Annotated in this window: 13 protein-coding genes and 1 pseudogene; 9 read left to right on the forward strand and 5 right to left on the reverse strand. The window is 76.8% G+C overall.

The annotated features are described in order from the left end of the window. The first annotated feature begins 3 nt into the window (after window positions 1-3). From EV189_RS09485 to EV189_RS09500, 4 genes are read left to right on the forward strand one after another with little or no spacing between them, the layout of a single operon-like run. A complete protein-coding gene (locus EV189_RS09485; protein WP_130492640.1) occupies window positions 4-612 on the forward strand; it encodes a DUF4129 domain-containing protein in 609 nt (202 codons plus the stop codon). Further along, window positions 609-1724, forward strand: a complete 1116-nt coding sequence (locus tag EV189_RS09490) for a DUF4350 domain-containing protein (RefSeq protein WP_130492641.1) — start codon at window positions 609-611, stop codon at window positions 1722-1724. Before EV189_RS09485 ends, EV189_RS09490 begins: the two co-directional genes overlap by 4 nt. Beyond that, a complete protein-coding gene (locus tag EV189_RS09495) occupies window positions 1721-2686 on the forward strand; it encodes an AAA family ATPase (protein WP_130492642.1) in 966 nt (321 codons plus the stop codon). The genes EV189_RS09490 and EV189_RS09495 overlap by 4 nt, the downstream gene beginning before the upstream one ends. A gap of 2 nt (window positions 2687-2688) precedes the next feature. Further along, a complete protein-coding gene (locus EV189_RS09500) occupies window positions 2689-3984 on the forward strand; it encodes a DUF58 domain-containing protein (RefSeq protein ID WP_130492643.1) in 1296 nt (431 codons plus the stop codon). Here EV189_RS09500 and EV189_RS09505 read toward each other — a convergent pair. After that, window positions 3981-4967 carry a stage II sporulation protein M gene (locus EV189_RS09505; protein ID WP_130492644.1) on the reverse strand — a complete coding sequence of 329 codons (987 nt, stop codon included), beginning with the start codon at window positions 4965-4967 and terminating at the stop codon, window positions 3981-3983. The genes EV189_RS09500 and EV189_RS09505 overlap by 4 nt on opposite strands. Window positions 4968-5012: 45 nt before the next feature. Between EV189_RS09505 and EV189_RS21125 the strand changes: the two are divergent. Next, window positions 5013-5441 (forward strand): annotated as a pseudogene (locus tag EV189_RS21125) (RDD family protein); the annotation flags it as partial. 266 nt (window positions 5442-5707) lie between these two features. Here the strand turns inward: EV189_RS21125 and yczE are convergent. The 4 genes from yczE to EV189_RS09530 form a co-directional block, all read right to left on the reverse strand. Next, window positions 5708-6436: a membrane protein YczE gene (yczE, locus tag EV189_RS21130; RefSeq protein ID WP_407938118.1), complete on the reverse strand. Its 729-nt coding sequence runs from the start codon at window positions 6434-6436 to the stop codon at window positions 5708-5710. A 61-nt stretch (window positions 6437-6497) separates the two neighbouring features. Then, a complete protein-coding gene (locus EV189_RS09520; RefSeq protein ID WP_130492646.1) occupies window positions 6498-7727 on the reverse strand; it encodes an adenosylhomocysteinase in 1230 nt (409 codons plus the stop codon). A gap of 52 nt (window positions 7728-7779) precedes the next feature. Then, window positions 7780-9261 carry an adenosylhomocysteinase gene (gene ahcY, locus EV189_RS09525; RefSeq protein ID WP_130492647.1) on the reverse strand — a complete coding sequence of 494 codons (1482 nt, stop codon included), beginning with the start codon at window positions 9259-9261 and terminating at the stop codon, window positions 7780-7782. Continuing rightward, on the reverse strand, window positions 9258-9716 hold the full coding sequence (locus EV189_RS09530) for a MerR family transcriptional regulator (protein WP_130492648.1): 459 nt from the start codon (window positions 9714-9716) through the stop codon (window positions 9258-9260). Before EV189_RS09530 ends, ahcY begins: the two co-directional genes overlap by 4 nt. Before the next feature lie 55 nt (window positions 9717-9771). On the opposite strand from EV189_RS09530, the gene EV189_RS09535 reads away from it, so the two are divergent. The 4 genes from EV189_RS09535 to EV189_RS09550 all read left to right on the forward strand — a co-directional run bounded on the left by EV189_RS09535 (window position 9772) and on the right by EV189_RS09550 (window position 13114). Next, window positions 9772-10386, forward strand: a complete 615-nt coding sequence (locus EV189_RS09535; protein WP_165400218.1) for a LysE family translocator — start codon at window positions 9772-9774, stop codon at window positions 10384-10386. Between the two features lie 198 nt (window positions 10387-10584). Continuing rightward, a complete protein-coding gene (locus EV189_RS09540; protein ID WP_130492650.1) occupies window positions 10585-11532 on the forward strand; it encodes an ABC transporter substrate-binding protein in 948 nt (315 codons plus the stop codon). Next, window positions 11529-12383 carry an amino acid ABC transporter permease gene (locus EV189_RS09545; protein WP_130492651.1) on the forward strand — a complete coding sequence of 285 codons (855 nt, stop codon included), beginning with the start codon at window positions 11529-11531 and terminating at the stop codon, window positions 12381-12383. The genes EV189_RS09540 and EV189_RS09545 overlap by 4 nt, the downstream gene beginning before the upstream one ends. Next, window positions 12380-13114 carry an amino acid ABC transporter ATP-binding protein gene (locus tag EV189_RS09550; protein WP_269204180.1) on the forward strand — a complete coding sequence of 245 codons (735 nt, stop codon included), beginning with the start codon at window positions 12380-12382 and terminating at the stop codon, window positions 13112-13114. The genes EV189_RS09545 and EV189_RS09550 overlap by 4 nt, the downstream gene beginning before the upstream one ends. Window positions 13115-13154 lie beyond the last annotated feature (40 nt).

Here is a 13154-nt window from a genome sequence, read left to right on the forward strand (position 1 = left end):
GCGGTGGCCGTCCCCGTCGAGCTCGGCCGCGCTGCCGCCCGCGAGCTCGCGCGGCGCGAGCTCGCCCGCCCGGAGTACGCCCGCGACCGCCCCGGCGTCGTCTCCCGGGCGCTGCGCTGGGTGCTCGACCGGGCCGGGGACCTGCTCTCCTCGGTCGGGGGCGGCGGGGGCGGGGTGGGCTGGCTGGGGCTCGCCGCCCTCGTGCTGCTCGTCGTCGGCGCCGTCGTCGCCGTGCGGCTGCGGACCGGCGCGCTCGTGCGGTCGGCGGCGGCTCCCCCGCTGTTCGCCGGCGGCGCGCTCGACGCCGCCGGCCACGCCGCGCTCGCCGACGAGCACGCCCGCGCCGGGCGCCACGACCTCGCCCTGCGCGAGCGCTGGCGGGCCCTCGTCCGCGGCCTCGAGGAGGACGGGAGGCTGGAGCCGCGCGCCGGCCGGACGGTCGGTGAGGCCGCGGCGGAGGCGGCCCTGGCCGTGCCCGCGGCGCGGGAGGCGCTCGGCGCGGCGGCCGCATCCTTCGAGCAGGTCTGGTACGCCGGGCGCCCGGCGACCGGCAACGACGACGCGCTCGGGGTCGCCGCGCTGCGCGCGGTGCGGGCGGGGGTGCGCGCGTGAGCGCCCGCCGGCCCGTACGCCGGCGGGCGGCGGCCGCGGCCGTGGTCCTGCTCGTCGTGCTCACCGGCGCCGCGGTGGCGCTCACGGCCTCGGGCGCCCGGGCCGGCTACCTCGACCCCCGCGCCGCCGACTCCTCGGGGAGCCTTGCGCTCGCTCGGCTGCTCGGCCGCCAGGGCGTGGCGGTCACGCTCGTGCGCACCGCCGCCGAGGCCGGCCGGGCGCCTGCCGGGATGACGCTGCTCGTCACGGAGCCCGCGGCTCTGGTCGACGCCCAGGTCCGCGCCCTCGCGGGCAGCGGCGCGGACCTCGTCCTCGTCGCACCGGACGAGCCGCAGCTCCGCGTGCTCGCTCCCGAGCTGCGCCCGGTCGGTACGGCCGGGCGCGGGCGGCGCGACCCCGGCTGCGGGCTGCCGGCCGCCCAGCGAGCGGGCCGCGTGCGGCTCCCGGGCACGGCGTACTCGTCGGGGCCCGGGGCGCTGACCTGCTACCCGGCGGGCGGCGGCGCACTGCTCGTCGACGACCAGGTCGGGAGCCGCCGGGTCACGGTGCTCGGCTCGCCCCGCCCCCTGCAGAACGGCACGCTCGGCGAGGAAGGGAGCGCCGCCCTCGCGCTCGGGCTGCTCGGGGCACACCCGGGGCTCGCGTGGTACCTCCCCTCACCCGACGACGTGCCCGCCGAGTCCCGCCGCACGCTGGTCTCCCTGCTGCCCGCCGGCCTCCGCTACGGCGTGGCCCAGCTGCTGGTCGCGGCCCTCGTCGCCGCGCTGTGGCGGGCGCGGCGCCTCGGCCGCGTCGTCCCCGAGCCGCTGCCGGTGGTGGTGCCGGCCGCCGAGGCGGTCGAGGGGCGGGGGCGGCTCTACCTGCGGGCGCGTGCCCGCGACCGGGCCGTCGACGCCCTGCGCGGAGCGGCGGCCGAGCGGCTGCGTCGGGCTCTGGGCCTGCCCGCGGGCACGCCGCCGGAGCAGCTCGTCACCGCCGTCGCGCGCGCCAGCGGCAGGCCGCCCGGCAGCGTCGGACCGCTGCTGTACGGTGCGGCTCCGGCCGACGACCCGGCCCTGACCCGCTCGGCCGCCGCGCTCGACGCGCTGGAGGAGGAGGTGCGCCGCACGTGAGCGAGCAGCCGTACGCCGACCCCCGCGAGGCCCTGCTCGCCGTGCGCGCCGAGGTCGCCAAGGCCGTCGTCGGGCAGGACGCCGCGGTGACCGGGCTGGTCATCGCCCTGGTCTGCCGCGGGCACGTGCTGCTCGAGGGCGTGCCCGGCGTCGCCAAGACCCTGCTCGTGCGCGCGCTGGCTGCCTCGCTCTCGCTGCGGGCGACGCGGGTGCAGTTCACGCCCGACCTCATGCCCGGCGACATCACGGGCTCGCTCGTCTACGACGCGCGGACCGCGGAGTTCTCCTTCCGCCCGGGCCCCGTCTTCACCGACCTGCTGCTGGCCGACGAGATCAACCGCACGCCCGCCAAGACGCAGGCGGCGCTGCTCGAGGCCATGGAGGAGCGCCAGGTCAGCGTCGACGGCACCCCGCGCGCTCTCCCCGACCCGTTCCTCGTGGCGGCGACGCAGAACCCCGTCGACCACGACGGCACCTACCCGCTGCCCGAGGCGCAGCTCGACCGCTTCCTGCTCAAGCTCGTGCTGCCGCTACCCACCCGTGAGGAGGAGGTCGGCGTCCTCCTCCGGCACGCCGAGGGCTTCGACCCGCGCGACCTCGCCGCCGCCGGCGTACGCCCCGTCGCCGACGCCGCCGTGCTCGCGCGTGCCCGCGAGCAGGCCCGGCGCGTCAGCGTCGCGCCGGAGGTGCTGGCCTACGTCGTCGACGTCTGCCGGGCCACCCGCAGCTCACCCTCCCTGCGCCTCGGCGCGTCGCCGCGCGGCGCCACGGCGCTGCTCGCGGCCGCCCGGGCCTGGGCCTGGCTGTCCGGGCGCGACTACCTCCTCCCCGACGACGTCAAGGCGCTGGCCCGCCCCGCCCTGCGCCACCGGGTCGTCCTGCGGCCGGAGGCGGAGCTCGAGGGGGTCACCGCGGACGCCGTGCTCGAGGCCGTGCTCGCCGCCGTGCCGGTGCCCCGCTAGCCGTGGCCCTCACCGGCCGCGCGGCGCTGCTCGCCCTCGCGAGCGTGCTCGCGGTCGCGCTCCTCACGCCCTCCTGGGCGGGCGTGCTCGGCTGGAACCTCGCCCTCGTCGTGCTGGTGGGCCTCGACGCCCTGCTCGCCCCGTCTCCCCGCCGGCTCGAGCTGTCGCGCACCGGTGACGCGGCCGTCCGCCTCGGCTCCGCCGCTGCGACCACCCTCACCGTCCGCGCTCCCGCCGGACGCCGCGTCACCGGGCTGCTCCGCGACGCGTGGCCCCCGTCGGCGGGCGCCTCGCCGCGTACGCACCGGCTCGACGTGCCGGCCGGCGGTGCGCAGCGCTGCACGACGGACCTGCTGCCCACGCGCCGCGGCGACCGGAGGGCGGACCGCGTCACCGTACGCACCCGGGGGCCCCTCGGCCTGGCGGCGCGGCAGCGCTCGCTGGAGGTCCCCGGCGTCCTGCGCGCCCTGCCGCCGTTCGCGTCCCGGCGCCACCTGCCCGGCAAGCTGGCGCAGCTGCGCGAGATCGAGGGCCGTGACGCCGTGCTCGTGCGCGGGCAGGGGACGGAGGCCGACGCCCACCGCGCGTACGTGCCCGGTGACGACGTCCGCTCCATCGACTGGCGCGGGACGGCGCGCGCTGGCACCGTCGTCGTGCGCACCTGGCGCCCTGAGCGCGGGCGGCACGTCGTGCTCGTCCTCGACACGGGTCGCGCCTCGGCCGGGCGCGTCGGCGACGCCCCGCGCCTCGACGCCGCGCTCGACGCCGCGCTGCTGCTCGCGGCCCTCGCCGCCGCGGCGGGCGACCGCGTCTCGCTGCTCGCGCACGCGTCGGGTCCGCGGGCGCGGGTCACCGGCAGCACCGGCCCCGCGCTCCTGCCCGCGCTGGTCCAGGCGATGGCGCCGCTCGAGCCCGAGCTCGTCGACGCCGACCTCGCCGGCGCCGTGCGCGACGTGCTGACGAGCGCGCCGCAGCGCGCGCTGGTCGTGCTGCTCACCGGGCTCGACCGGGTGCGCCTCGAGGAGGGGCTGCTGCCCGCGCTGCCCCCGCTGCTGCGCCGGCACGCGGTGCTCGTCGCCGCCGTCGCCGACCCGCGCGTCGAGCAGCTGGCCCGCGGGCGGGGCGACGCCGCCGCGGTGTACGCCGCGGCGGCCGCCGAGCGCTCCCTCGCCGAGCGCCGCCGCCTCGCCGCCCTGCTCGAGCGGCAGGGCGTCACCGCCGTCGACGCGCCTCCGGACCGGCTCGCGCCGGCGCTCGCCGACGCGTACCTCGCGCTGAAGGCGGCCGGCCGGCTCTAGCCCGCGGTCGGCAGGACGGCGGGCGCCTGCTCGAGGTCGCCCGTGGTCCCGGCCCGGGCGGCGCGGGAGCCCAGCACCCCGGCGTAGGCCAGGAACGCCGCCCACGCGACGACGCCCACGCCGACCTTCACCGCGGCCGGGAGCCCGGAGGGCGTGACGAAGCCCTCGATCGTGCCGGCGACCGCGAAGACCGGCACCAGGCCGAGCGCCACCGCGCCCATCGCCCGGCCCTCGACGGCGAGCGCGGCCGAGCGCGTGCGCGGCCCCGGGTCGACGAGCGTCCAGCCGAGCCGCAGCCCGGTGCCCGCGGCGGTGAAGACCGAGGTGAGCTCGAGCAGCCCGTGCGGCGAGATGAAGACGAGGAACGTGCCGAGCTGGCCGTCGCGGGCGAGCAGCCCAGCGGAGACCCCGACGTCGGCGGCGTTCTGCAGCAGCACCCAGACCGGGAACACCAGCGAGATCCCGGCGAGCAGGCACTGCGCCGCGACCCACGCGTTGTTGGTCCACACCTTGAAGGCGAACGACCCGTGCGCGCTCTGCGAGTAGTAGTCGACGAACTCGCGGCGGAAGTCCGGCAGCTGCCCCGCCGGCACGACCGTGGCCGCCACCTGCGCGTCGCGCGCGACCCACACCGCGGCGGCGACGATGACGACCAGCGAGCCGAGGGACGCACCGCCGACCCACCACCGGGCGCGCCACAGCGCCGCCGGCAGCACCACGGCGAAGAAGCGGCCGAGCGCCCGCCAGCTCGGCGCCGGACCCCCCGCGACGGCGGCCCGGCCGCGAGCCACGAGCGAGGAGAGCCGGCCGACGAGCGCGGGGTCGGGTGCGGCCGCCTGCACCGCGGCGAGGTGCGCGCCGGCCCGCTGGTAGAGCTCCACCAGCTCGTCGACCTCGGCGCCCGCGAGGTGCCGGCGCCGCGCCAGCGCGTCGAGGCGCTCCCACTCCCCGCGGTGGGCGGCGGCGTACGCCTCGAGGTCCACGCGCGCACGATAGCCGCGCCGGACCGGCTGGGGCAGACTGCGCCCATGAGCGCGCTGCCGGGCCCGGTCGTCACCGGCGAGGCGGTCCCGCTCGACCTGCGGCCCGCGACCTTCCTCACCCGCGGCATCGCCGCCGCGCTCGACGTCGCGCTCCAGGTGGCGCTGCTCCTCGGGCTCGTCACCCTCGTCGCGCTCGTCGGCGACGTCGTGGACGACGCCGTCCTCGCGGGGCTGGTCGTGCTCGCCGTGGTCGCCGTCTTCGTCGGCGAGCCCGTCCTCCTCGAGACCGTCACCGGAGGGCGCAGCCTCGGCAAGCTCGCCCTGGGGCTGCGCGTGGTGGGCGACGACGGCTCCCCCGTCCGCCCCCGGCAGAGCATCGTCCGCGCGCTCGTGGGCTTCGGCGAGCTCTGGCTCACCTCCGGCGTCGTGGCGCTCGTCGCCTCCGCCGCCTCGGCGCGCGGCAAGCGCGTGGGCGACCACCTCGCCGGGACCGTGGTCCTGCGCGAGCGGGTGCCGCGGGCGCGGGCCGCCGTGGACGCCCACCCCGGCGTACCGCCCGCGTGGTCCGCGGCGCTCGACCTGTCCGGGCTGCCGGACGCGCTCGCGCAGGAGGCGCGGACGTTCCTGGGCCGCACCGCCGACCTGCTGCCCGACCGGCGGGCGGCGCTCGGCGCGCGCTACGCGACAGCGGTCGCCGAGCGGGTGACCCCGGCGCCGCTGCCCGGCATGCCGCCGGAGGCCTACCTCGCCGCCGTGCTCGCCGAGCGGCGCCGCCGGGAGCTCGCGCGCCTGGCCGGGAGCACCGCGGTGCCTGCGTCGCCCGTCCTGCCCCCGCTGCCGGCTCCAGCACCGCCCGCGCCCTCGCCGCCCGGCGCCGGCGGCTTCGCGCCGCCCGTCTGAGGGGCGCGGGCGAGCAGCGGCAGCAGCCGGTGGACGAGCGGGCCGATCGCCACCGCGTACGCCACGGTGCCGATGCCGGCGGTGCCGCCCAGCAGCACGCCGGTGACGAGGACGGTGACCTCGACCGCGGTGCGGACCCGCCACAGCGGCAGGCCCCGCTCGGCCAGGCCCAGGCTCAGCCCGTCGCGCGGTCCGGTGCCGAGCCCCGCGCCGACGTACGCCGCGGTGGCCACCGCGTTGAGCAGCACCCCGGCGACGAGCAGCGCGCCCCGCGCGACGAGCCCGTGCGCGTGCGGCAGCTCGCGCAGCGCGAGGTCGAGGAACGGCCCGATGAGCGCGACGTTGAGCACGGTCCCGAGCCCGGGGCGCCGCCGCAGCGGCAGCCAGAGCAGGAGCACGGCGACGCCGACGAGGTTGGTGACGACGCCGATGCTGAGCCCGCTCTGCCGCGCGAGTCCCTGGTGCAGCGCGGTCCACGGGTCGAGGCCGAGCCCCGCCCGGACGAGCAGGGCGTCGGAGAGGCCGTACGCCGCGAGGCCGGCGAGGAGCTGGGCGAGGCGGGAGGTCACCCTGCCATCCTGCTGACCGACCAGCCAGGCGGACAGGGCCAATGCCGCGCGAGTGGCCCGATCAGGAGCCCGACCGCCAGGAGGAGAGGTACGCCCGCTGCTCCTCGCTGAGCACGTCCACGCGTACGGAGAGCGCTGCCAGCGCGAGCTCGGCGACGCGGGCGTCGAGCTCCGGAGGGACGGGGAGCACGGCCGCGCGCTCCGGGTGCTGCTCGACGAGCCAGCGCACGACCAGCGCCTGCAGCGCGAAAGCGACGTCCATGGCCTCGGGCGGCGACCCCTCAGCGGCGGCGAGCCCTGCCACGCGGCCCTCGGCGAGGACGCTGACCCGCCGGCCGTCGGGCAGCTGCCACGTGTCGAGCGAGGGTCGTACGCGGGGCAGCCTCGTCCCCGCGGCGGCCACGGCCGCGACGTCCACCTCGACGTCGAAGTGCCCGGCGTTGACCAGCACGACACCGTCGCGCAGCAGCGGCACGTGCTCGGCCGCGACGACGCCGATGCCTCCGGTCGCGGTGACGACGAGGTCGGCCTCGCGCACGGCGTCGGCCATGGGCAGCACGCGGTGGCCCTCGAGGACGGCCTCGAGCGCGGCGACCGGGTCGACCTCGGTGACGACCACGTGGGCGCCCATGCCGCGCAGCCGGGTGGCGACGGCGCGGCCGACGTCGCCGTAGCCCGCCACCACGGCCGTCTTGCCGGCGATGAGCAGCCCGCTGCCGCGCAGCAGCGCGTCGACCGTGGCCTGGCCGCTGCCCCACCGGGTGTCGACGACGCGGCGTACGCGGCTGCCGTCCACGGCGACGACGGGCAGCCGGAGCAGGCCCTCGGCCGCCAGCCGCCGGAGGCGCAGCGCGCCGCTCGCCGTCTGCTCGCTCGCGGCGAGCGGGACCGCCGCGAGCAGGTCGGCGCGCTCGTCGTGCAGGGTGCTGAGCAGGTCGCAGCCGTCGTCGAGCAGCACGCCGCAGCGCGCGTCCGCCAGCTCGTCGAGCGTGCCGCGCAGGGCGGCGTAGTAGTCGTCGCGCGACGCGCCGCGGCGCGCCCGCACCGCGACGCCGGCCGCGTGCAGTGCCCGCGCCACGTCGTCCTGCGTCGACAGCGGGTTCGACGAGCAGAGGGCCACCGCGGCACCGGCCGCCTGGAGCGCCAGGACGAGGACCGCCGTCTCGGCGGTCACCGGCAGGCACGCGGCGACGGCCACCCCCTCGAGGGGGCGCTCCTGCGCCCACCGGTCCCGCAACGCCGACAGCACGGGCATCGAGCGGGCGGAGTGCTCGATGCGCCGTGCTGTCATGACGCGGACCTGCTGGTCAGTGTGCGGATCGGAAGGGGATCGGCAGCAGGGACTAGTAGCGGTAGTGGTCCGGCTTGAACGGCCCCTCGACCGGCACGCCGATGTACTGCGCCTGCTCCTTCGACAGCGTCGTGAGCTTCACGCCCAGCGCGTCGAGGTGCATGCGCGCGACCTTCTCGTCGAGGTGCTTGGGCAGGACGTGGACCTGCTTGTCGTACGACGAGGTGTTGCCGAACAGCTCGATCTGCGCGATGACCTGGTTCGAGAACGAGTTCGACATGACGAAGCTGGGGTGCCCCGTCGCGTTGCCGAGGTTGAGCAGGCGGCCCTCCGACAGCACGATGATGCTGTGGCCGTCGGGGAAGGTCCACTCGTCGACCTGCGGCTTGATGGTCGTCCGGCGGATGCCGGCCACGCGGCCCAGCCCGGCCATGTCGATCTCGTTGTCGAAGTGGCCGATGTTGCCGACGATCGCCTGGTGCTTGGTGCTCGAGAGGTGCTCGACCGTCAGCACGTCCTTGTTGCCGGTCGCCGTGATGATGATGTCGGCCTGGCCGACGACGTCCTCGAGCGTCGTCACCTGGAAGCCGTCCATGGCGGCCTGCAGCGCGCAGATCGGGTCGATCTCGGTGACGATGACGCGGGCGCCCTGGCCGCGCAGCGACTCCGCGCAGCCCTTGCCGACGTCGCCGTAGCCGCAGACCACGGCGACCTTGCCGCCGATGAGGACGTCGGTGGCGCGGTTGATGCCGTCGATGAGCGAGTGGCGGGTGCCGTACTTGTTGTCGAACTTCGACTTGGTGACCGAGTCGTTGACGTTGATCGCCGGGAAGAGCAGCGAGCCCGCCTGGGCGAACTCGTAGAGGCGGTGGACGCCGGTGGTCGTCTCCTCGGTGACGCCCTTGATGCCGGCGCCGATGCGGGTGAAGCGCTGCGGGTCCGCCGCGAGCGAGCGGCGCAGCGTGTCGAGGACGACCGCCCACTCCTCGGAGTCGTCGTCGGCCGTCGCCGGGACCGCGCCCGCGGCCTCGAACTCGACGCCCTTGTGGACGAGCAGCGTGACGTCGCCGCCGTCGTCGAGGATCATGTTGGGGCCGCCGCCGTCCGGCCAGGCGACGATCTGCTCGGTGCACCACCAGTACTCGGGGAGCGTCTCGCCCTTCCAGGCGAAGACCGGGACGCCGGCGGGGGCGTCGACCGTGCCGGTCGGGCCGACCACGACCGCGGCGGCCGCGTGGTCCTGGGTGGAGAAGATGTTGCAGGAGACCCAGCGCACCTCGGCGCCGAGCGCGACGAGCGTCTCGATGAGCACGGCGGTCTGGACCGTCATGTGCAGCGAGCCCGCGATGCGCGCGCCGGCGAGCGGCTTGCTCCCGCCGAACTCCTCGCGCAGCTGGACGAGGCCCGGCATCTCGTGCTCGGCCAGGCGGATCTCGTTGCGGCCGAACTCGGCCAGCGCGAGGTCGGCGACCTTGAAGTCGAGCCCGTTGCGGACGTCGGGCTGCAGCCCGGTGCTGGTGGTGGTGCTGGTCATGCGGGAGGCTCCCCTGCTTCCGGGTGGAGGGCTGGTGCTGGTTCTTCTGCTGGGCCGGCTGCTGCATCGGCAGCTCCCGCCCGCTCCTTGACAGTGTCGCGTGAACCTTGGCCGGGGCGCAACAGGCGGGCGGAGCGCTCCTGCTCCCACCGCAGCGCCTCGAGCGCCGGTCCCTCGGCCTCCGGCACGCCGTCGAGCCACTCGTCGACCGCCGCCGCGAGCGCCCGGTCGCGGCGCAGCCGCAGCGCGCTGGCCACCTCGGCGAGCTCGAGGCCCGTCTCGTCGAGCAGCGCGCGCAGGCTGCGCAGGCGCTCGAGCTCCGCGGGGCCGTAGAGCCGGTAGCCGGCGGCCGAGCGCTCGGGACGGACGAGGTCGCGCGCCTCGAGGTAGCGCAGCATGCGCGGCGACCAGCCCGACGCGGCCGCGGCGTCCTGCACAGTGGCGGCGCGCTCCATGGGCCAACCCTACCACGAGCGTGTCAGGGTTGGCCGTCCTGGGAGGCTGGTCGCCGTGGGCGACCTGCTGCTCGGACTCGCGCTCGGGCTGGCCGCCGGCGTCAGCCCGGGCCCGCTGCTCGTGCTCGTCGTCACCTCGACGCTGCGCGGGGGCGTCCGTGCCGGGGCGGCCGTCGCCTCCGCGCCGCTCCTCAGCGACGTCGTCGTGGTGGCCGTCGCCGTCACGCTCGCGGACGCGCTGCCCGACTGGTGGTTCGGGGCGCTGGGCTCGCTGGGTGCCGTCGTCGTCGGGTGGACCGCGCTGCAGACCTGGCGGGAGGCGCGGTACGCCGTGCTGCCCGCCCCCGGAGCCCCGTCCACGGCGCGGCGCGACCTCGTCCGCGCCGCGGGGGTGAACCTCGCCAGCCCGCACCCCTGGCTCTCCTGGCTGACCGCGCTCGGGCCGCTGACGGTGGCGGCGTGGCGGTCCAGCCCGCCCTCCGCGGTCGCGCTCGTCGCCGGCTTCTACGCCGGGCTGGTGGGGGCGAAGCTCGCGGTGAGCCTGCTCGCGGCGGGCGGACGGCGCCGGATCGGCGACGCCGGCTACCGCCGCTCGCTGCGCGCTGGCGCTCTCCTGCTGGCCGCGGCGGCGGTGGCGCTCGCCGTCGAGTTCGTGCCGCGCCTGCTCTGACGGTGCTGCCCGTCCCAGCTGCTGGACGCGGATTCCGCAGCGCAGGACGCCCCCGCCCACGCGCTGCTACTCTGCGGCGGCGCACGGCCGAGGGATCCACGGCGCGCGACCCCTCGCGGCGTCGACGCGGCGGGACCGGCGGACCGGCGCCCGCGCAGCGCTGCGTACCCTGACCGGCTCCACCTCCCGAGGACCCCCATGAAGCTGCGCCCCCTCGCCGCCGTCGCCGCCCTCGCCGCGCTCGCCGCCTGCGCCCAGAGCTCCTCCTCCACGGGAGCCGCGACTCCCAGCGCCGCCGCGGGCGGCAGCTCCGCGGCCAGCGCCCCGGCCTCCGGCGCGGCGAGCGCCGCCCCCGACGCCTCCGCGGGTGGGTCGAGCGCCGCTCCCGACGCCGCCTGCGCCAAGGACTCGCTGAAGCTGCAGAAGTCCGGCGTGCTGACCGTCGGCACCGACAAGCCGGCCTACGACCCGTGGTTCAGCGACGACGACCCGACCAACGGCAAGGGCTACGAGTCCGCCGTGGCGTACGCCGTGGCAGCGAAGCTCGGCTTCAGCCGCGACCAGGTGAAGTGGATCACCGTGCCCTTCGACGCGGTCGCAGCTCCCGGGCGCAAGAAGTTCGACGTCGACATCAACCAGGTGAGCATCACCGACGAGCGCAAGAAGGTCGTCGACTTCAGCTCGGGCTACTACGACGTCACCCAAGCGATCATCGCCCGCAAGGACTCCCCCATCGCCGGGGCCAAGACCATCGCCGACCTCAAGGGCGCGAAGCTCGGCGGCCAGATCGGCACGACGAGCCTCGACACGCTCACGGACGTCGTCAAGCCGTCGAAGAAGGTCGCGGCGTTCCGCACCAACGACATCGCGAAGGCCGCGCTGAAGAACGGTCAGATCGACGGGCTCGCCGTCGACCTGCCGACCGCGTTCTACATCACCGCCGCGGAGATCCCGGACGCGAAGATCGTCGGCCAGTTCCCGGCCAAGCCCGGTGGTGAGCAGTTCGGCATGGTCCTCGAGAAGGGCAGCGCCCTCACCAGCTGCGTCTCGCAGGCGGTCGACGCGCTGCGCGCGGACGGCACCCTGACCGAGCTCCAGCAGCAGTTCCTGGCCAAGACGGTCGGCGCCCCCGTCCTCGGCGAGTGAGCGGTTGGGTCGCCAGCGAGCGGCAGCGCGAGCGGGAGGCGTACCGCCGCTCGCGCGCCGCCCGCTCCCGCTGGGTCGCCGGCACCCTCACCGTCGCGCTCGTCGCCGGAGTGCTGGCGGTCCTCGTCAGCTCCCCCGGCTGGCCGGCCGTGCAGCAGTCGTTCCTCAGCCCGCACTGGGCGTGGACGTCGCTGCCCGACGTCGCCGACGGGCTCTGGCTCAACGTCCGGATCATGGTCTGCTGCGAGGTGGTCATCCTCGCGCTCGGGCTGACCCTCGCGCTGATGCGCACGCTGCAGGGCCCGGTCGCGTTCCCGCTGCGGCTGTTCGCGACCGCCTACACCGACCTCTTCCGCGGCCTGCCGCTCATCCTCGTGCTACTGCTGCTCGGTCTGGGCGTGCCGGCGCTGCGGCTCACCGGCGTCACCGACTCCGTGGTGTTCTGGGGCTCGGCCGCGCTGGTGCTGACCTACTCGGCGTACGTCGCGGAGGTGTTCCGCGCCGGCATCGAGTCGGTGCACCCCTCCCAGCGCATGGCCGCCCGCTCGCTCGGGCTGTCGTACGCCCAGTCGCTGCGCCACGTCGTCCTGCCGCAGGCCGTGCGCCGGGTCGTGCCGCCGCTGCTCAACGACCTCGTCTCCCTGCAGAAGGACAGCGGCCTCGTCTCCGTGCTCGGGGTGACCGACGCCGTGCAGGCCGCGAGCATCATCAACGGCCGGACCTTCAACTTCACGCCGTACGTCGTGGCGGGCGCGCTGTTCGTCGCCCTCACCATCCCCATGACCCGGCTCACCGATTGGCTCGCGGCCCGCTCCCAGGGCGGGGTCCGCTCCACGGGAGGGCCGCTGTGAGCGCGCTGCTGCAGGCGCACGGGGTGCGCAAGGCCTTCGGCGACCACGTCGTGCTCGACGCTGTCGACCTCGAGGTCGCGCCGCACACCGTCACCGCGCTCATCGGCGCCTCCGGCTCGGGCAAGTCGACGCTGCTGCGCTGCCTCAACCTGCTCGAGACCCTCGACGACGGCTGGATCGAGCTCGAGGGCGAGGACATCACCGACCCGCGGGTCGACGCCGACGCCGTGCGCCGCCGCATCGGGATCGTCTTCCAGGCCTACAACCTCTTCCCGCACCTCAGCGTGCTCGACAACTGCACGCTCGGCCCCCGCCGCGTGCTCGGCACCCCGCGCCGGGAGGCGGAGGACGAGGCCCGCCGGCTGCTCGCGCGCTTCGGGCTCGAGGACAAGGCCGGCGCGTACCCCGACCGGCTGTCCGGCGGCCAGCAGCAGCGCGCCGCGATCGCCCGCTCGCTCGCCATGCGCCCGACCCTGCTGCTGCTCGACGAGGTGACCTCGGCGCTCGACCCCGAGCTCGTCGGCGAGGTGCTCGACGCCGTCCGCGAGCTGCAGGCCGAGGGCATGACGATGGTGCTGGCGACCCACGAGATGGCCTTCGCCCGCTCGGTGGCCGACCAGGTCTGCTTCCTCGAGGGCGGGCGGGTGGTCGAGCGCGGCACCGCCGAGCAGGTGCTGGGCGACCCGCAGGACGAGCGGACCCAGCGGTTCCTGCGGCGCGTCAGCGCCTGACGGGCACGAGGCGCGTCAGCGCCTGACGGGCACGAGGCGC

Origin of the sequence: Motilibacter rhizosphaerae (assembly GCF_004216915.1) — a bacterium.
Lineage (GTDB): Bacteria > Actinomycetota > Actinomycetes > Motilibacterales > Motilibacteraceae > Motilibacter > Motilibacter rhizosphaerae.